21 protein-coding genes are annotated in these 18,495 nt (G+C 66.8%); 13 read left to right on the forward strand and 8 right to left on the reverse strand.

The genetic code is table 11. From position 1 onward, the window contains the following. Nucleotides 1-16 precede the first annotated feature (16 nt). Both HBE63_RS23125 and HBE63_RS23130 read left to right on the forward strand, forming a co-directional pair. Nucleotides 17-937, forward strand: coding sequence for a MoxR family ATPase (locus tag HBE63_RS23125; protein ID WP_166910108.1), 921 nt, complete (start codon nt 17-19; stop codon nt 935-937). Continuing rightward, a complete protein-coding gene (locus tag HBE63_RS23130) occupies nt 937-2,259 on the forward strand; it encodes a DUF58 domain-containing protein (protein ID WP_166906824.1) in 1,323 nt (440 codons plus the stop codon). Before HBE63_RS23125 ends, HBE63_RS23130 begins: the two co-directional genes overlap by 1 nt. Before the next feature lie 78 nt (nt 2,260-2,337). On the opposite strand, the gene HBE63_RS23135 is transcribed toward HBE63_RS23130, so the two are convergent. Then, the gene (locus HBE63_RS23135) at nt 2,338-3,330 is read right to left on the reverse strand and encodes a stage II sporulation protein M (protein ID WP_166906825.1); all 993 of its coding nucleotides are present in this window, start codon (nt 3,328-3,330) and stop codon (nt 2,338-2,340) included. 32 nt (nt 3,331-3,362) lie between these two features. Here HBE63_RS23135 and HBE63_RS23140 point away from each other — a divergent pair, with 32 nt between their 5' ends. The 3 genes from HBE63_RS23140 to lfrA are packed head-to-tail and all read left to right on the forward strand — an operon-like array spanning nt 3,363 to nt 6,384. Beyond that, a complete protein-coding gene (locus HBE63_RS23140; RefSeq protein WP_166906826.1) occupies nt 3,363-4,196 on the forward strand; it encodes an RDD family protein in 834 nt (277 codons plus the stop codon). A 52-nt stretch (nt 4,197-4,248) separates the two neighbouring features. Continuing rightward, entirely contained in the window at nt 4,249-4,824 is a 576-nt protein-coding gene (locus HBE63_RS23145; protein ID WP_166906827.1) for a TetR/AcrR family transcriptional regulator, read from the forward strand. Between the two features lie 33 nt (nt 4,825-4,857). After that, nucleotides 4,858-6,384: an efflux MFS transporter LfrA gene (gene lfrA, locus HBE63_RS23150; protein ID WP_166906828.1), complete on the forward strand. Its 1,527-nt coding sequence runs from the start codon at nt 4,858-4,860 to the stop codon at nt 6,382-6,384. Here lfrA and HBE63_RS23155 read toward each other — a convergent pair. Further along, the gene (locus HBE63_RS23155) at nt 6,375-6,911 is read right to left on the reverse strand and encodes a DUF1772 domain-containing protein (protein WP_243858237.1); all 537 of its coding nucleotides are present in this window, start codon (nt 6,909-6,911) and stop codon (nt 6,375-6,377) included. The genes lfrA and HBE63_RS23155 overlap by 10 nt on opposite strands. Nucleotides 6,912-6,952: 41 nt before the next feature. On the opposite strand from HBE63_RS23155, the gene HBE63_RS23160 reads away from it, so the two are divergent. Beyond that, nucleotides 6,953-7,705 (forward strand): class I SAM-dependent methyltransferase, encoded by a 753-nt coding sequence (locus HBE63_RS23160; RefSeq protein ID WP_166906829.1) that lies wholly within the window; start codon nt 6,953-6,955, stop codon nt 7,703-7,705. A 16-nt stretch (nt 7,706-7,721) separates the two neighbouring features. Continuing rightward, on the forward strand, nt 7,722-8,654 hold the full coding sequence (locus tag HBE63_RS23165; RefSeq protein WP_166906830.1) for an AraC family transcriptional regulator: 933 nt from the start codon (nt 7,722-7,724) through the stop codon (nt 8,652-8,654). Here the strand turns inward: HBE63_RS23165 and HBE63_RS23170 are convergent. The 3 genes from HBE63_RS23170 to HBE63_RS23180 form a co-directional block, all read right to left on the reverse strand. Further along, nucleotides 8,620-9,780, reverse strand: coding sequence for a cation:proton antiporter (locus tag HBE63_RS23170; RefSeq protein WP_166906831.1), 1,161 nt, complete (start codon nt 9,778-9,780; stop codon nt 8,620-8,622). The genes HBE63_RS23165 and HBE63_RS23170 overlap by 35 nt on opposite strands. A 9-nt stretch (nt 9,781-9,789) precedes the next feature. After that, complete coding sequence (locus HBE63_RS23175) at nt 9,790-10,167, reverse strand: hypothetical protein (RefSeq protein ID WP_166906832.1); 378 nt, start codon at nt 10,165-10,167, stop codon at nt 9,790-9,792. A gap of 194 nt (nt 10,168-10,361) precedes the next feature. Beyond that, the gene (locus HBE63_RS23180) at nt 10,362-10,853 is read right to left on the reverse strand and encodes a hypothetical protein (protein WP_166906833.1); all 492 of its coding nucleotides are present in this window, start codon (nt 10,851-10,853) and stop codon (nt 10,362-10,364) included. Between the two features lie 253 nt (nt 10,854-11,106). On the opposite strand from HBE63_RS23180, the gene HBE63_RS23185 reads away from it, so the two are divergent. Then, nucleotides 11,107-11,529 (forward strand): hypothetical protein, encoded by a 423-nt coding sequence (locus tag HBE63_RS23185; protein ID WP_166906834.1) that lies wholly within the window; start codon nt 11,107-11,109, stop codon nt 11,527-11,529. A gap of 164 nt (nt 11,530-11,693) precedes the next feature. Further along, entirely contained in the window at nt 11,694-12,431 is a 738-nt protein-coding gene (locus tag HBE63_RS23190; RefSeq protein ID WP_166906835.1) for a hypothetical protein, read from the forward strand. Between the two features lie 32 nt (nt 12,432-12,463). On the opposite strand, the gene HBE63_RS23195 is transcribed toward HBE63_RS23190, so the two are convergent. Both HBE63_RS23195 and HBE63_RS23200 read right to left on the reverse strand, forming a co-directional pair. Beyond that, nucleotides 12,464-12,655 carry a hypothetical protein gene (locus HBE63_RS23195; protein ID WP_166902204.1) on the reverse strand — a complete coding sequence of 64 codons (192 nt, stop codon included), beginning with the start codon at nt 12,653-12,655 and terminating at the stop codon, nt 12,464-12,466. 122 nt (nt 12,656-12,777) lie between these two features. Beyond that, nucleotides 12,778-14,088: a carotenoid oxygenase family protein gene (locus tag HBE63_RS23200; protein WP_166906836.1), complete on the reverse strand. Its 1,311-nt coding sequence runs from the start codon at nt 14,086-14,088 to the stop codon at nt 12,778-12,780. Nucleotides 14,089-14,146: 58 nt separating this feature from the next. On the opposite strand from HBE63_RS23200, the gene HBE63_RS23205 reads away from it, so the two are divergent. The 3 genes from HBE63_RS23205 to HBE63_RS23215 all read left to right on the forward strand — a co-directional run bounded on the left by HBE63_RS23205 (nt 14,147) and on the right by HBE63_RS23215 (nt 16,155). Continuing rightward, on the forward strand, nt 14,147-14,665 hold the full coding sequence (locus HBE63_RS23205; protein WP_166906837.1) for a PadR family transcriptional regulator: 519 nt from the start codon (nt 14,147-14,149) through the stop codon (nt 14,663-14,665). A gap of 70 nt (nt 14,666-14,735) precedes the next feature. Beyond that, entirely contained in the window at nt 14,736-15,458 is a 723-nt protein-coding gene (locus HBE63_RS23210) for a PadR family transcriptional regulator (RefSeq protein ID WP_166906838.1), read from the forward strand. Nucleotides 15,459-15,477: 19 nt separating this feature from the next. After that, the gene (locus tag HBE63_RS23215; protein WP_166906839.1) at nt 15,478-16,155 is read left to right on the forward strand and encodes a hypothetical protein; all 678 of its coding nucleotides are present in this window, start codon (nt 15,478-15,480) and stop codon (nt 16,153-16,155) included. 4 nt (nt 16,156-16,159) lie between these two features. Here HBE63_RS23215 and glpK read toward each other — a convergent pair whose 3' ends face one another. Further along, on the reverse strand, nt 16,160-17,725 hold the full coding sequence (gene glpK / locus HBE63_RS23220) for a glycerol kinase GlpK (protein WP_166910112.1): 1,566 nt from the start codon (nt 17,723-17,725) through the stop codon (nt 16,160-16,162). Nucleotide 17,726: 1 nt separating this feature from the next. Between glpK and HBE63_RS23225 the strand changes: the two genes are divergently transcribed. Continuing rightward, nucleotides 17,727-18,491, forward strand: a complete 765-nt coding sequence (locus tag HBE63_RS23225; protein WP_166906840.1) for a class I SAM-dependent methyltransferase — start codon at nt 17,727-17,729, stop codon at nt 18,489-18,491. The last annotated feature ends 4 nt before the right edge of the window (nt 18,492-18,495 follow it).

Below are 18,495 nucleotides of genomic sequence, written 5' to 3' on the forward strand. Positions count from 1 at the left end.
GGCCCGTGAAGCCCTGATGGCCCTGCGCAATGAGATCGCCAAGGTGGTGGTCGGTCAGGATGCGGTGATCAGTGGACTGGTGGTCGCGCTGCTGTGCCGCGGGCACGTGCTGCTGGAGGGGGTGCCCGGGGTGGCCAAGACCCTGCTGGTGCGCACCCTGGCGGCGGCCCTTCAGTTGGAGTTCAAGCGCGTGCAGTTCACGCCGGACCTGATGCCCGGCGACGTCACCGGCTCCCTGGTGTACGACGCGCGCACGGCCGAGTTCGAGTTCCGCGCCGGCCCGGTGTTCACCAACCTGCTGCTGGCCGATGAGATCAACCGGACGCCACCGAAAACCCAGGCGGCACTTCTGGAGGCGATGGAGGAGCGCCAGGTCAGCGTCGACGGCACACCCCGGCCGCTGCCTGACCCGTTCATCGTGGCAGCCACCCAGAACCCGATCGAATACGAGGGCACGTATCAGCTGCCCGAGGCCCAGCTGGACCGCTTCCTGCTGAAGCTCACCGTGCCGTTGCCGCCGCGGGATCAGGAGATCGCGATCCTGAGCCGGCACGCGAAGGGCTTCGATCCGCGTGACCTGTCGGCCGTGCGGCCGGTGGCTGGGGCCGCCGAGCTGGCGGCCGGGCGCGAGGCGGTGCGCCAGGTGTTGGCCGGTGACGAGGTGCTGGGCTACATCGTCGACATCGTCGGGGCCACCCGGCGTTCCCCGTCGCTGCAACTCGGCGTGTCACCGCGCGGTGCGACTGCCCTGCTGGCCACGGCACGGTCCTGGGCCTGGCTGTCCGGCCGCAACTACGTCACCCCTGACGACGTCAAGGCGATGGCCAGGTCCACGCTGCGTCACCGGGTAGCGCTGCGTCCGGAGGCCGAACTCGAAGGCGCCACCCCCGACGGAGTGCTGGACGGCATCCTGGCCGCGGTCCCGGTGCCGCGCTGATGGTTCTCACCGGCCGCGCGGGTCTGGTGGCACTGGTGTGCGTGCTGCCGATCGCGTTGGCCCCATGGCCGGCAACGGCTTTCGCTGCGCTGGCGGTGCTGTTGGCCGTGGCCGTGGTAGTCGATGTCGCGCTCGCCGGCCGCATCGGCGGGTTGCAGATCGTCCGCGGCGGCGAGTCGACCACCCGCCTGGGCCAGACCGTCGACGCCGCGCTCACCGTGACCAATACCGGACGACGCCGAGTGCGTGGCGCGGTTCGCGATGCCTGGCCGCCGAGCGCATCGGCACAGCCGCGCAAACACCGGGTGAATATCGCTGTGGGACAAAAGATTTCCCTGACCACCCGGTTACACCCGGTGCGCCGCGGCGATCAGCACTGCGAGCTGGTCACGGTGCGTTCGATCGGGCCGCTTGGGCTGGCCGGACGCCAACGCTCGCAGCAACTGCCCGGCCAGGTGCGGGTCCTGCCGCCGTTCCTGTCCCGCAAGCACCTGCCGTCTCGGCTGGCCAGGCTGCGGCAGTTGGACGGTGCGATCCCGGTGCTGATCCGCGGTCAGGGCACCGAGTTCGACTCGCTGCGTGAATATGTCGTCGGCGACGACGTTCGCTCGATCGACTGGCGCGCCACGGCCCGGCGGGCCGATGTGGTGGTGCGTACCTGGCGCCCGGAGCGCGACCGGCGGGTGGTGATCGTGCTCGACACCGGACGCACATCCGCGGGGCGGGTCGGGGTGGATCCGACCGCGCTGGATCCAGGCGGGTGGCCGCGGCTGGACTGGTCGATGGACGCGGCACTGCTGCTGGCGGCGCTGGCGGCCCGCGCCGGCGATCACGTCGACTTCCTGGCCATCGACCGGGTGACGCGCGCCGGGGTGTGGGGTGCCTCGCGAACCGAACTGCTGGCCGCGCTGGTCGCGGCGATGGCACCGTTACAGCCTGCGCTGGTGGAATCCGATGCGACCGCGATGGTTTCGGCGGTCGCGCGCCGGGTGCGGGGCCGGGCGCTGGTGGTGCTGCTGACCGATCTGAACGCCTCGGCGCTCGACGAGGGGTTGATGACGGTGCTGCCGCTACTGTCCGCGCGCCATCAGGTCCTGCTGGCCGCCGTGTCCGATCCGCGGGTGGACCAGTTGGCGGCGGGCCGTTCCGATGCCGCGCAGATCTACGACGCCGCGGCTGCCGAACGGGCCCGCAACGACCGCCGAGCCATCGCGTCGCGGCTGCGCGGGCACGGCGTCGATGTGGTCGATGCCCGGCCCGAGGATCTGGCGCCGGCCCTGGCCGACCACTACCTGGCGATGAAGGCGGCCGGAAAGCTCTAGTTTCCTTGCGCGAGCAGACATAAAACTGCCCAATTTGCCCCGAAAACGGGCGGTTTTGCGTCTGCTCGCGCAAGGGAATCAGCCCGTCGGCACCACGTCGGGGGCATCCTCGAGGTCGCCACTCTCCCCGGCCCGTACGGCCTTGCGCCCGAAGTGGAACACATAACCCAGGAAGGCAAGTTCGGCGGCCACGCCGATGCCGATCCGCATCCAGGTGGGTAACGGCGACGGGGTCACCAGGGCCTCGATCAGACCGGATATCAGCAGGACGACGGCAAGCCCGATCGCGGCCGCCACCACCGCCCGGCCCTGTTCGGCGAGCGCCTGTGCCCGGGGTCGGTCACCGGGCGCGATAACCGTCCAGCCGAGCCGCATCCCCACTGCGGCGGCCAGGAACACGGCGGTCATCTCCAGCAGTCCGTGCGGGGTGATCAGCCCCAGGAACAGATCGCCTTTGCCCGCGCTGAACATCAGTCCGGCGATCACGCCGAGGTTGGCCGCGTTCTGGAACAGGATGTACGGGATGGGCAGACCGAGCAGGATCGCGAAGGCGATGCACTGCGCGGCCACCCACGAGTTGTTGACCCACACCTGCAGGGCAAATGAAGCGGCGGGGTGCTCGCTGTAGTACGACGCGAAGTCATGGTTGACCAATTCGTCGACCTCGCTGGGGGTTCCGATGGCCGCGTGCACATCCGGGTTGCCCGACACCCACAGCGCCAGGGCCACGGTCACGATGAAGAACGCCACTGCGGATCCCAGCCACCAGCGCCAGGACCGGTAGGCCACCACCGGGAAGGACACGGTCCAGAACCGGACGAACTCGCGCCAGAGCGGGGCGTGCGCACCAGTCACCGCGGCACGGGCCCGGGCCACCAGCCCGGACAGCCGCCCCACCAGAACCGAATCCTGCGAGGCCGATCGCACCATCGACAGGTGCGTGGAGACCCGCTGATAGAGGTCGACGAGCTCATCTACCTCGGCGCCGGTCAACCGTCGGCGTCGTTTTACCAACTGCTCCAACCGGTCCCAGGTGGGGCGATGGGCCACGACGAACGCATCGACATCCACGTGGCAAAGCGTAGTCGGTAGCGTGTGTCGTTATGGTTGGGCAGCCCGCACCGGTGGTGACCGGGGACGCCGTCGTCCTCGACGTGGCGATCGCCCAGTTGCCGGTGCGCACGCTGGCCGCATTGATCGACATTCTGGTGATCGCCGTCGGCTACGTGGCGGGGCTCGTGTTGTGGTCGATCACGCTGAGCCAGCTCGACGAGGCGCTGTCGGCGGCGATCCTGATCATCTTCACGGTGCTGACCCTGGTGGGTTATCCGGTGGTGATGGAGACCGCGACCCGTGGCCGGTCGCTGGGCAAGATGGCGTTGGGGCTACGGGTGGTGGCCGACGACGGCGGCCCGGAACGTTTCCGCCAGGCCCTGTTCCGCGGGCTGGCCGGGTTCATCGAGATCTGGATGCTCACCGGTGGGCCCGCGGTGATCTGCAGCCTGGTGTCGGCCAAGGGCAAACGCCTCGGCGACATCTTCGCCGGCACCGTGGTGATCAGCGAGCGTGGGCCCAGGCTGAACCCGCCGCCGGTCATGCCACCGGCGCTGGCCTGGTGGGCCGCCTCGCTGGAACTGTCCGGGCTCGGCCCCGAGCAGGCCGAACTGGCCAGGCAGTTCCTGTCCCGCTCGGCCCAACTCGATCCGCGGATACGCCATGAGATGCGGCACCGGATCTTCGCCGAGGTGGCCTCGCGTATCTCACCCCCGCCGCCGCCGGGCGCGCCGGTCGAGTACGTGCTGGCCGCGGTGCTCGCCGAGCGGCACCGTCGCGCACTGGCCCGGCTGATGCCGCAGACCCAACCGATGCCCTACCCCACGCAGTACCCGGCCTATCCGTCACCACCTCCGACCAGTGGGTTCACCCCGCCCAGCTAATGTGTGGGACATCACTGTCCCATTTTGGCTCGTTCGTGCTACATTTCGATTCATGACCAGTTCGGTATCGACGCACAGCGGGCCGCGTGAGCGCACCCGCAAGGCGATTCTCGATGCCGCGATGACGGTCCTGGCCGACAATGCGACGGCTTCGCTCAGCGATATCGCCACCGCCGCCGACGTCGGCCGCAGTACCGTCCACCGGTACTACGCGGAGCGCACCGATCTTCTGCGCGCCCTGGCCCGGCACGTCCACGAGCTCAGCAACGCCGAGATCGACCGCGCGGATCCGATGCACGGTCCCGCCGATGCGGCGCTGCGCCGAGTCGTGGAAAGCCAACTCGACCTGGGCCCGATCGTGCTGTTCGTCTACAGCGAGCCGACGATCCTGGCCGACCCTGAGTTGGCGGCCTATCTGGACACCGGCGACGAGGCGATCGTCGAGGTGCTCAACCGGGCCTCTGTCGACAGGCCCGAATATCCCCCAGGATGGGCCCGGCGGGTGTTCTGGGCGCTACTGCTGGCCGGCTATGAAGCCGCCAAGCAGGACGGCACCCCCCGCCATCAGATCGTCGACGCCATCATGACCAGCCTCACCGCGGGCACCATCCAATTCCCGCGCGGCTGAGCCCCTCTTCTTGAGTCCTTGGAGCCACGCCCCATGTCCACCCGCCTCGACGGCTCGCCGTCGGTGACACCGACGCCCAAACGCGCCTGGCTGGCACTCGCCGTGCTGGCCCTTCCGGTCATCCTGATCGCAGTCGACAACACTGTGCTGGCGTTCGCCCTGCCGGCGATCGCCGAGGATTTCCGGCCCGCGGCATCCACCCAGCTGTGGATCGTCGACGTCTACTCACTCGTGCTGGCCGCACTACTGGTCGCCATGGGCAGCCTCGGCGACCGGTTGGGCCGGCGCCGGATGCTGCTGATCGGCGCCACGGGTTTCGCGGTGGTGTCGGTGGCGGCCGCCTTCGCACCCAGCGCTCAGTACCTGGTGCTGGCCCGCGCAGTGCTGGGCGTTTTCGGCGCCATGTTGATGCCCTCGACGCTGTCGCTGATCCGCAACATTTTCACCGAGGCCTCCGCGCGCCGGCTGGCCATCGCGATCTGGGCGTCCTGCTTCACCGCTGGATCGACCCTCGGCCCGATTGTCGGCGGCGCGCTGCTACAGCATTTCCATTGGGGCTCGGTGTTTCTCGTGGCGGTGCCAATCCTGCTGCCGCTGCTGATCCTGGGCCCCAAGCTGGTACCGGAATCCCGTGACCCCAATCCGGGTCCGCTGGATCTGGCCAGCGTGGCGCTGTCCTTCACCGCCTTGCTGCCGATCGTGTGGGCGATCAAGACCGCCGCCCACGACGGGCTGTCAGTGCTGGTCGGACTGGCCTTTGTGGTGGGCGTCGCGTCGGGTGCGCTGTTCGTCCGTCGGCAGAAGCGAAGTGCCACCCCGATGCTCGACCTCGGGCTGTTCTCCTACGCACCCTTCAGCTCGTCGATCCTGGCGAACTTCCTGTCCATCGTGGGGTTGATCGGCTTCATCTTCTTCATCTCGCAGCACCTGCAGCTGGTGCTCGGGCTGTCCCCGTTGGCGGCCGGCCTGGTGACCCTGCCCGGCGCCCTGGTGTCGATGATCGCCGGCATCGCGGTGGTGCAGGCTGCCAAGCGGTTCTCGCCGCAGGCGTTGATGACCACCGGGTTGATCTTCGTCGCGCTCGGCTTCCTGATGATCCTGGCGTTCCGGCACGACCTGACGGTGGTGGCGATCATCGTGTCGTTCGTGGTGCTGGAGTTCGGCGTCGGGGTGTCGCAGACAGTGTCCAACGACACCATCGTCGCCTCGGTACCGGCCGCCAAAGCCGGTGCGGCGTCGGCAGTCTCGGAGACCGCCTACGAGTTGGGCGCCGTCGTGGGCACCGCGACGCTCGGCACCATCTTCACTGCGTTCTACCGCAACAACATTGCGCTACCGGTCGGGTTGAGCCCGACGCAGGCGGCCGATGCCGGTGAGAGCATCGGCGGCGCCACCTCGGTGGCCGCTGATCTTCCCGCCGAAATCGCGCAGCGCCTGCTGGATTCGGCGCGCCTGGCGTTCGACTCCGGCATCGCGCCGACGGCGATCATCGCGGCGACGCTGGCGCTGGCGGCGGCCGGGATCGTGGCGGCCGCGTTCCGCAGGCAGGCTCAGCGGTAACGCAGACCTATCAACAGCAGCACGGCGCCGATGAACCCCGATGCGGTGCGCACGTGGTTCCACGCGGTCCAGGTGGTGAAGTAGGCCTGCCATTCGGCGGCCGCATCGGCCAGGTCGATCTGGTCGAGGTGGTTGTTGAGCGGCACGTTGAACGCCATGGTGACCACCACGCCGAGGACGCCGAAGATCGCGCCGGCCAGCAGATACCAACTGCCCGGCCGGCCGATCTGCGCCACCGCGATCACGCCGACGATCACCGACAGCATCGCCGAGCCCAACAGGAACAGCAGGAACGGTGCGTTGGTGTTGGCTTCGGCGTTCATGCCGCGCATGGCGGTGACGGCGTCGACCGGGCCGGTGCGGTCGAGGCCGCGCATCACGAAAGTGGAGAACGCGTAGAAGATTCCACCGGCGGCGGCACTGCCGAGTGCTGCGGCTGCGGTGAGGACGACGACGGGGCTGATGCTCATGGCTTCAGTCAACGACGCCGAGGTGAGACGTTCCATCGCCAAGAATCCCGATTCCATACGCAATCGTCTCGCTCGCCCCGCACTGTCAAGATGGATCCGTGACGTTCGACGAGTTGGTGGCCGAGGCTGATGCGGCGCCGGTGGAGGGCTGGGACTTCTCGTGGTTGGAGGGCCGGGCCACCGAGGCCCGGCCCTCGTGGGGCTATCAGCGCTTGATGAGCCAGAGATTGACGACGGTGTCCTCGGCGCTGGACATCCAGACCGGCGGCGGTGAGGTTCTCGCCGGCACGGCGACGTTCCCACCGGCCATGGCGGCCACCGAATCCTGGCCACCCAACCTCGACCGCGCGACCCGGCTGCTGGGACCCCGCGGCGTCGTCGTGGTCGCCGATCCCGACGAGCCGCCGCTGCCGTTCGCCGACGCGGCATTCGATCTGGTGCTCAGCCGGCACCCGGCCACCGTGTGGTGGGACGAAATCGCCCGCGTGTTGACCCCGGGCGGTACCTACCTGGCCCAACACGTCGGCCCGGCAAGCGTTTTCGAGCTGACCGAGTTCTTTCTCGGGCCACAGCCAGAGGCTCGGAGGGCCCGTGACCCGGAAATCGAGTCCGCCGCCGCGCGGACCGCCGGCCTCGACATCGTCGACCTGCGTGCCGAGCGGCTGCGGGTGGAGTTCTTCGATGTCGGCGCGGTGGTGTACTTCCTGCGCAAGGTCATCTGGATCGTGCCCGGCTTCACGGTGGACACCTACCTCGACCGGCTCGCGGAGCTGCACCGGCAGATCCAGGCCGACGGTTCGTTCGTCGCGCACTCGTCGCGCCACCTGATCGAGGCGCGCAAGCCCGGTTGAGCGCTACTCTACGGTCGTGGACGCCCTGGTCGGACTGCTCGACGGCGTACGTGCCCGCGGCGCGTTCGTGTTGCGGCTGCGAATGGATCCGCCGTGGTCACTCGCCATCCGTGACGAGGCCCCGCTTGCCCTGATCTGCCAGACCCGTGGCGACGCGGTGATCGTCGGCGACGACAGTGGCACGTTTCGGCTCGGCCCGGGCGATGTGGCGCTCACCCGCGGCACCGAGAACTACGTATTCGCTGACAATCCGGCCACGCCGCCGAGCATCGTCATCAATCCCGGACAGCAATGCACCACGCTGTCCGGCGAGGATCTGCATTTCGAGATGTCGCTCGGGCTACGCAGCTGGGGCAACAGCACCACGGGTGCCGCGGAGTCGATCGTGTGCGCCTATGAAGGCCGCAGCGAGGTCAGTGCGCGCCTGCTCGACGCGCTGCCGGCGGTGTTGGTGCTGCGAGCGGACGAGTGGGACACCCCGCTGATCGATCTGCTGTCCGTCGAGGCCGGCCGCGACGGACCTGGGCAGGAGGCCTACCTCGACCGTCTCCTCGACCTCCTGCTGATCGGCGTGCTGCGCACCTGGTTCGACCGAGACGGCAATGCTCCGTCGTGGTGGCAGGCCGAACAGGGTCCCGTCGTCGGACCCGCCCTCAAGTTGATCTACAACAATCCGGCATATCCCTGGACCGTGGGCAATCTTGCTGCAGCGGTTGGATGTTCGCGTGCGGTGTTCGCCCGCAGGTTCACCGATCAGGTCGGCGAACCGCCGATCGCGTTCCTCACCGGCTGGCGCCTGGCGCTGGCGGCCGACCTGCTGCGCGGCAGCGAGGCCACGATCGCCGCCGTGGCCCGGCAGGTCGGCTACTCGACACCGTTCGCGTTGAGCAGCGCGTTCAAGCGGTCCTACGGGGTCAGCCCGAATGAACATCGGGCGCAGGCTGGTTGACCCGCGCCGCGAGCACCCCGGCGATCGAGGTGGTCGCGATGGTCACCAGCGCCCCGAGCATCAGCGCCGACGGATCCCCGGGGGCCAGCAGGTGCTGCTCGGTACCCAGGGTGGCGGCCGCGACCGGGACACCAAGCTGCGCCGCGGAGAACACCGCCAGCACCACGGGCTGGCCCAACAGCCGGCCGGCCAGATGGGCCAGCACCGATCCCAGACCCAGAACCATACCGAGCGCGATGAATTCGGGTTTGTCGGCGAGTTCGCGAACCTGCAGCGAGGCACCGAGCCACACGAAAAACAGTGGACCGAAGAAGCCCTCGGTGACCCCGAACAGTTGTCTGGCCAGCCGGCGCGGCTCGCCGATCGCCGACACCACCAGCCCAAGTGCGAACCCGGCCAGCATGATCGACACGTGCGTGGTGATGGCCAGCGCCGACAGACCGAACAACACGACCAGACTCAGCCGCAATTCCAGAGCGAACTTGTGGTCCTCGGAATAGCGGTGCAGTCGCTTGCGGAGCCCGCGGGCGTTCGCGGCGCGCAGCACGACGAACAGCACCACCGCGCAGCCGGCGATGGCCAGCGCTCCGAGTGCTGCCCGCGGCGCCCGCTGGATGTCGATCACCAAGGGCAGCAGCACAATCGATGCCGCATCGGCAATGGCGATCTGCGCGGTCACCGACAGCACGTTCGGCCCCTGCAGGCGCAGACTGTCGACGACCGGTAGCGCCAGCGCGGCCGACGACGACGCCATCACCACGGCGTACAGGGCCGCGTGTCCGGTGCCGAACACCCCGGCGGTCACCACGCCGAGCACCGCGGCTACCGCACCCACCAGCAGTGCGCGCAGCATCGCCTTCGGGATGTCCTTGCGCAGCGCGGTGTCGCGGACCGGCACGTGGGTGCCGACGACGAACATCACCAGGGCGAAGCCGATGTTGGCCAGCAGCGTGAAGGTGGGGTCGGAATGGTCGAGGACGCCGAATCCGGTTCTGCCGAATACGATCCCGACGATCAACTCGCCGATAACCACCGGGAGCCGCAGCCGTGGGACGGCGGCCAGTGCCGGTCCGGTCAGGCCGACGACGGCGACCAGGGCCAGCGTGTCGAACCCGAACCCGGCCACGTCAGCGCGTCATGCCTGCCACGACACCAGCTGACACGGTATCGGGGTGTTCTCATCGGTGACGTAGCTCGCGCACACCCGGTGATAGCCGTCGGCAATTTGTAGCGGCACGTTGCCGGCCACCTCGCCGCGCACCAACAGGATCGGTGACAGCGCCTTGCCCGAACTGATCTTGGACAGGTCCGCGCGGACATGTGCATTGGTTTCCGGCAGCAACGGCAGCCCGGCGGCCCGCAGGATGTCTTTTGCCTTGCGGTACACCACCTCCGCCTTCTTCAGCGCCGCCACCGTGTCCGTCACGGCGGAAGCCTGGGCGATCAGGCTGAGATAGTCGGCGGCGGCGTCATAGTCGTGCTCCTCGGGAGAATCGAGCCACTTCACGGCCATCCGCACACATTAGGCGCTGATCCAGTTCCCGTGGAACCCAATCCAGGCAGTTTGGCAACGTTGGTTGCGGTTGACCACGTTGGCAATGGCTGGTCAATCACGTTGGTCGCGTTGGTGGCAAACGGCGGTTTGTGAAGCTCCTGCGGACGCACTGCGGACTAGGCTTGCCAAAACGGCAATTTGAGTTGCGAGGATCAGACGACAAGCAGGGTGCACAGGACAAGCGCACCGGTTGCAGCAAGCTGAAAGGCACTCGAAGCGATCAGAAATTTGAACTTTATGTCCGTCCCCGATCGCAATCTGCGGATCACGCCGACATTGGAGTTCGACGTGATGTTCCTGGCGGCAACCTCGCTGACTTGCCAATGATCATCGATGAGCGACTGAAGATACTCAGGGCTGGGCACCGTGGATTTCCAGGGGAGCGCAGCGATTACGGCACATGCAGCAGCAAGGAGAAGTGAGCCGAGGGCGACGGCTAGAGCCCCGCGGGCGTGACCGGTGAGCACAAAATCTTTACCCACGAGCACAGCGAAAACTCCGAGAACGAGGGTCACTAAGCCTGTCGACGCGGTGAGGGCCCCGGCCGCTCGGCTGTTCACCGAGGCCCGTCTGTCGTACTCAGCCTTCAGTTCGGCTTCAACGAACGCGGCGTACTGCTTGCCCTGATCTGCCCAATTGGCCACCACGACCCGTCAACGGGTCTCGGTGTCTTTTGGTAGCCGGTGGTTGAACACCGTGTCGTACTCAGGCGGTGGACGATGCGGGGGCGGCTCGGGACCGGTGTCTGGAGCCGCCTCTTGCTGGCTAACGTCAGCCGATGGCTGGTTCGGATCGGTCATTACGCCCCCTGATTGTCCATCTCGGATGCTATCGCTCACTCGCGTGCAGAGTCTCAATTTGGTGCAGCCGCTTGAGCGCGTCCTACCATCAAGACCCATGGTTCGGAAACTCACGCCAGCGCATCAACGCAACGCAGTCTCGCAAGGAATCGCACTAGGACTGCGCGTGCTCAGACGATCCGAATTCGATCACCAAAAAACTCGAGTCGACCTCGCGTTCGAGCACGCATGGCGCGACTGGCCGGCCGAATACCGCGCCCACTTTTCCCAGGTCAACAGCGACTTAAGCAAAGGCAAGGACGCTTTCTGGGTGCTATCCGAAGCCACCAAGAAGAAGAAAGTAACCCCGCTCTATTGGGAGTGGACAGGTCCGAAGCTCGTCATCCACCAACGCAGCGATGATTGGGATAGCGACAACCCTGACGACCTCGAACACGCGATGCAGATGATCGGAACCGATGTACCACTGCACGGCTGGGTATCGCTGGCAACCGAGTTCCTGAGCCAGCTCGATCGATAGCCGCGTCCGGGGCGGGCGTCGGCACCCCTGCGCTACAAGCGGGGCCCAGACGGTTGTGAATGTGACCGACGATCCAGATCAAGGGGATTCAGTCAGATCCTTCGGGTGCGTCAATTACTCTCTTGCTCCGGGCGTCAAACGGCGGCGCCGCATTCGAGGGGGCCATGAACACGCAGACTCCAACACCACCGCCATGGTTTGAAGGCTTGCCGAAAGACGAACGCGGCTTCTACGTGCTCGCTGAAGCGGGCTGGGTCGACGGCCAGCCAATGTTCAGCAAGTTCGACATGGACCGGACGATCGCCCTCGCAATGCATCGAGCATGCGCGCTATGTGGGTATCCGATGCCGAAGGGCCACAACGTCTATCGAGGCTTCTCGCAAGGGGATGCCGCCGAGATTCGCATGAATCAGAGAGAGCATTCACACGATCTGGCTGGCCCACTCCACCTGTCCTGCGCCTTGTACTCGGCGATCGTCTGTCCTTTCCTCCGGGAGAAGACCGCCCGCATGGGGAAGGACAGCAAGATCAACCCAGGCGGGAAGCGGGGCAGCCTCGCCGCGGTCATGGGGTTCAGCGACTTCGGGCTGATGGTCTTACAGGTGCCCAACCCCGACCCCGAGGCGTTACCGCCCAATTTCATGACTGCGTATCTCGGCCTACAGGACGATATTCGCTACAGGGACGGGCAGGAGCTGCTGGAGCGGTACTACGCGGCCGTCGAGTCGGATCGGGAAATCATTGATATGTCGCAGCCACGGATGTTTTGGGGGCCGACAGATGCTGACTACAGAAAAAGGAAGCTCGCGATCAAGCGCATCGGCGAAGTCACGCGACGGACACCTGTCGGTATCCCGATGATCGTTGACAGTCCGGTTCCGTACATCACGTTCCCGCTCTGACCGGCAACACATGAAGGCCGGGATATCGGCGATTACAGGAAGAACGCTTCGCCGGTGGAGTTGTCGCCCGCGTAGGTGGCGCCGAGCAGCGCCAGGGTTCCTGCTACGACCTGGTGGATGGACACCGAGGAGTCGCGTCGGTCCCACCCCCACCCGCCTGGATGCGACGTCGTCACCGTGCAGCGGGCGCTCGGCCATGCCTCCGCTGTGGAGACTCTGGGCACGTACGGGCACCTGTGGCCCGACGCTTCCGACCGAACCAGGAAGGCCGCGGGTGAGCTGCTGACGGCGGCGCTCAGTCCTCCTGCGGACACACTGCGGACTAGGGCCTCAAAACTGCCTCTGACTAGGCGCCTATCCAGTTCCCGTGGAACCCGTAGGGCACGCGTTGCGGCAGTTTGATGGTGGCGACCGGCTTCCCGCCGAAGTCCGACGCATCCAGGATCACGAGATCGCTGCCGTCGCGCTCGGGGTTGTAAACGTAGCCCAGATACCAACCGTTGCTCTCGTCGGCCGGACCCGCGCCAGGAACGAACACGGCTTCCCCCGGTCCTCCGGATCCGAGTTCGTGCCGCACTCCGGCGCCGGTGGTCAGGTCGTAACGGATCCAGGCGTTGTCCGCGACGGACACCGAGTACCGGGCGGGCAGACCCGCCAGGCGGTCGTCGATGCGCGGGAACTCCACCCCGAGGTCATCGAGCCGACGTTCGCGTACCGTCCCGGCGCTCAGGTCGATCCGCCATTCCCACAGCACACCCTCGACGTCGAACCCGCCGTTGTCGCGCCACAGCTCGGGATAGCGAACCGCCTGCAGCACAATCGATTTACCCTCATCGTGGGCATTGACGACGTGGAACACGTAGCACGGGTCGATGTCGAACCACCGGATGGGCGCGTCGGGATCATCCCGGCGCAGCACGCCGAACCGGGCGCCGTAGTCATCGCTCCAGCGGTAGGGCATGTCGCTTTCGCCCTTGACCGCGATATCAAGGTCGAACACCACCGGTAGGTCCATGAACACAACGTGGTCCGCAGTCATCGCGAAGTCATGCATCATGGTGTGCGCCTTGACATCTACCGGCTGATTGATGGTCAGCTCACCACCGGCGTCGGCACGGTGATAGGTGACGTACGGCTCGAAGATGCTGCCGTAGGAGAAGAAGTGCAGCTCACCCGTCGTCGGACAGATCTTGGGGTGCGCGGTCATCGAGTCGACGAGCTTGCCGCCGAAGTCGTAGGCGCCCAAGGTTTCCAGGTCATTGGTGATCTCGTAGGGCAGTGAGGATTCCACCAGCGCCAGGGTCTTACCCGCATGGTTGACCACGTGGGTGTTGGCGACGGCTGAGCGCAGGTTGCGGGTGCCGTCCTTGTTGTACAGCGGGAAGTCCTTGATGAAGCTGTCGGTGCGCACCCAGCGGTTGCGGTACCACTTGGCCGCGCCGTTTTCGATGCGGATGCCGTGGATCATGCCGTCGCCGGTGAACCAGTGATCTCCGGCCTGGCGCGGGTTGGGTCCGTTGCGCAGATACCAGCCGTGGAGTTCGGCCGGGATGGCGCCTTCGACGGGGAGGTCGTATTCGGTGAGTTCGTCGGCGACGGGGGCGTAGTTGCCGCGCCGGAAGAAGTCGGTTTCGCCGATGGGCAGGGCTGAAGTCATGCACCCCACGGTGACATTCCATAACTGACATGTCAATAGTGAAATGTAGACTCGCCGCATGAGTCTGCGCATCGCGGCACTTGGCCTGTTGGCACAGCACCCCGGCAGCGGGTACGACCTGCTCAAGCGGTTCGAGAAATCGATGGCGAACGTCTGGCCCGCCACCCAGAGCCAGCTTTATGGTGAGCTCAACAAGCTGGCAGACAGCGGCTTCATCGAGGTCTCGGCCATCGGCCCCCGCGGCCGCAAGGAGTACCGCGTGACCCCCGCCGGCCGCACCGAACTGGAGCGCTGGATCGCCAATCCGGCCGACGATCCGCCCGAGCGCAGCGCCGGACTACTGCGGGTGTTCCTGCTCGGCGAATTGCCCCGCGACCAGGCGCTCGACCATCTCACGACACTGGCCACCCAGGCCGAATCCGAGGTGGCGCGGCTCAAAGAACTGGAAGCATCCATTTCCTGGGCCGACACCGACGAGGACCGGTACGGGCACGCGGCCCTGGAGTACGGGCTGCGCTTCAACACCATGCAAGCCGAGTGGGCGCATTGGCTCAAAAAGACTATCGACAACCGATAGATCCCGATATATCGTTGACGCATCGGAAGCGCGTTCGGCGCTCCTCCACGACAACGAAGGACTCACTCCAATGACCAACCCATTCAATTCACCAAACGGCGGCTTCGGCTTCGTTCCTTTCGGCCGAGAAGAGGCACGCCTCATGTTCCACCAGGCGCGTGCCGCGCGCCGCGACCTGCGCGAGCAGATGCGCGCCCAGGCCCACGCGGTACGCGAGCAAGGCGCCGATGCCACCTGTCAGACCGGTTTCGGTGGCCCAGGCTTCGGACCCGGTTTCGACCCGCGCGGCGGCGTCGGCTTCGGATTCGGCAATCTGGGCGGACCTTTCGGCGGGCATCGTGGCCGCGGCGGACGACGCGGCCGGCGCGGTGACGTCCGCGCGGCCATCCTCACCCTGCTGGCCGAACGGCCCATGCACGGTTACGAGATGACGCAGGAGATCGCCGCCCGCAGCAACAACCTGTGGAAGCCCAGCCCCGGCTCGGTGTACCCGACGCTGCAACTGCTGGTCGATGAGGGACTGATCGTCCCGGCCGAATCCGACGGCAGCAAGAAGACCTTTGAACTGACCGAAGAGGGCCGGCAGGCCGCGGCCCGGATCGAAACCCCGCCGTGGGCTCAGATCGCTGACGATGTCGATCCCGGCGCAGCCAACCTGCACGCGGCCGCCAGCCAACTGATGGCCGCCGTCGGTCAGTCGAGCTTCACCGCCAGCGAGGACCAGCGGCAACGCATCCTCGACGCCGTCAACACCGCCCGCCGTGAGATCTACCAGATCCTCGGCGAGGAGTAGGAGCCCGTAGGCTGCCCTCGTGAGCAGCCTCTTCACGATCATCGCGCCGGCCGTCGTCGCAGTCCTGACCGCGGCCGGCGCGGTCATCGGACTCCAATTCCGTGACGTCGACGCCTACGAGCGCCGGCGCGGTATCTGGCAGTGGCTTCTGGTCCTGCTCGCCGCCGCCGCGACGATGGGAGCGGTCGGCTCGGCATCCGGTGTCGGCGCCGGGGACCTGCGCGAAGCCATCATCATGGCGGTGGTTGGCGTGGCTGCCGTCATCGTCGCCCATGTGATGTGGCGGCGACGCGTCCCCGATGCCGAGCCCCGCAACATTGCGATCGCGACGGCCGCCGCCGCGTGCGCGGTCCTGGTGATCGTGGGGGTCACCGCACTGACGTACACGGGGAACAAGGGCTGCCGGCAGGCCCAGCTACTGGTGGACTACACCCGCGCGAGCTCGGGCGCGATCATGCCTGCGTTCGACACCAATCAGGGACCGACGGTGGGCGACTACGAGAACTGGTCGAAACTGATCCGCGAGGCGGCCGACCAGGTGACCGACGGCGAGATGGCGCCGCGCGCCCAGCGAATGGGCGAGCTCGCCGGGCAGATCACCGACGCTGTCCGCAATAAGGACAAGGCCACGCACGCAATTCTCGGCGCGCAGTATTCCGACGAGTTCAACGCGATCGTCGCCAAGTGTCAGCGGTAGTAGGTCAGTCGATCTCGACCCAGTCCAGGGTGCGCGAAACGGCTTTGCGCCAACCGGCATAACCCCCGGAGCGCTGTTCGTCATCCCACTGTGGGCCCCAGCGCTGACCTTCCTGCCAGTTGGCCCGTAGATCGTCGAGGCTCTCCCAGAATCCCACTGCGAGCCCGGCCGCATACGCCGCGCCCAGCGCCGTGGTCTCGGCCACCACGGGTTTGACCACGTCGACACCCAACACATCGGCCTGGATCTGCATGCACAGCGCGTTGGCGGTGATACCGCCGTCGACCTTCAGAACCTCAAGATGCACACCGGAATCGGCTTCCATGGCCTCCACCACGTCGCGGCTCTGGTAGCAGATCGCCTCCAGCGTGGCCCGCGCCAGGTGGGCGTTGGTGTTGAAGCGGGACAGCCCGACGATGACGCCCCGGGCATCGGAGCGCCAGTACGGAGCGAACAACCCGGAGAACGCCGGCACGAAGTACACACCGCCGTTGTCGGCCACCTGCCGGGCCAGCGACTCGCTCTGCGCCGCGCCGCTGATGATGCCCAGCTGATCGCGCAGCCACTGCACCGCTGAGCCGGTCACGGCAATCGAACCCTCAAGTGCATAAACGGGTTTCGAGTCACCGAACTGGTAGCACACCGTGGTCAGCAGCCCGTTGTCCGATCGCACGATCTTCTCGCCGGTGTTGAGGAGCAGGAAATTGCCTGTGCCGTAGGTGTTCTTGGCCTCGCCGGGCTCCAGACACACCTGCCCCACCATGGCGGCCTGCTGGTCGCCCAGGATGCCGGTCACCGGCACCTCCCCGGCCAGCGGCCCGTTGTCGCGGGTGGTCCCGAATGCGGCCGGATACGACGATGGCTTGATCTCGGGCAGCATCTGCCGCGGAATCGAGAAGAACGACAAGAGTTCGTCGTCCCAGTCCAGCGTTTCCAGGTTCATCAGCATGGTGCGGCTGGCGTTGGTGACGTCGGTGACGTGCACTCCGCCGCGATAGCCACCGGTGAGGTTCCAGCTCACCCAGCTGTCGGCAGTGCCGAAGATCGCGTCGCCGTTCTCCGCGTCACGCCGGACTCCTTCGACGTTGTCCAGGATCCACTGGATCTTGCCGCCCGAGAAGTAGGTCGCGGGCGGCAGTCCGGCCTTACGGCGGATCACGTCGCCGCGGCCGTCCCGGTCCAGCGCCGCGGCGATGCGGTCGGTGCGGGTGTCCTGCCAGACGATGGCGTTGTGGTACGGCCGGCCGGTGTGGCGGTTCCAGACCAGCGTGGTCTCCCGCTGGTTGGTGATGCCTAGTGCGGCAAGGTCCCCGGCCACCAGGTTGGTCTTGTTCAGCGCGGTCATGATCGCCGCGGAGGTGCGTTCCCAGATCTCGACCGGATTGTGTTCGACCCACCCGGCCTTGGGCAGGATCTGCTGGTGCTCGAGCTGATGGCGACCCACCTCGGCGCCGGCGTGATCGAAGATCATGCATCGGGTGCTGGTGGTGCCCTGGTCGATGGCAGCGACAAAATCGGCCACTGTGTTCCTTTCCCGAGTCGCTTCGCTCCTGCCCGCCGAAACGTCCATCATGGCTTACATGGCTATCGACACCTCTGATATCGACCGGATGCCCCGGGGCGGGTTCCGCGCGTCGTGCCTGGACCGGTTGCTGGAAACGGATCGGGAGGAGTATCTGGACCGCGACGATGTGGACAGTTCGATCAAGGACCAGGTGATCGGCGCGCTGGACTGGACCGGCCGGCTCTTCAAGAACCATCAGCGGTTCGCCGCGATCGCGCTCGATCTGGTTGCCGACGTGCCCGATCCGCGAATCCTGGAATTGGGCGCCGGGCACGGCGGCGTGTCGCGTCAGCTACTGGCCGACCATCCGTCCGCGCATGTCACCGTCACGGACCTCGATCCGGAATCAGTGACCCGCATCGCCGCGACCGACCTCGGCAGCCATCCCCGCGCCCAAGTCCGCCAGATGGACGCCACCGAGATCGATGCCGCCGACGGCAGTTACGACCTCGTCCTGTTCGCCTTGTCGTTCCACCATCTGCGCCCGGCGCAGGCTGCGCAGGTGTTCGCCGAGGGCACCCGGGTTGCCGAAACGCTGCTGATCATCGACCTCCCGCGGCCGCCCGCCCCGCTGCACCTGTTGCGCCTGGCAACGATGCTGCCCATGGCCGGAGTGCTGCCGTTCGTGCACGACGGGGTCATCAGCTCGCTACGCAGCTACAGCCCGTCGGCTTTGCGCAGCCTGGCCCGCCACGCCGACCCGTCGATCGAGCTCACGCTGCGCAGCGGGCTGAACCTGCCGCAGATCGTCATCGCCAGACACAACCGGTGAATGC

Source organism: Mycobacterium sp. DL440 (assembly GCF_011745145.1).
Classification (GTDB): Bacteria; Actinomycetota; Actinomycetes; order Mycobacteriales; family Mycobacteriaceae; genus Mycobacterium.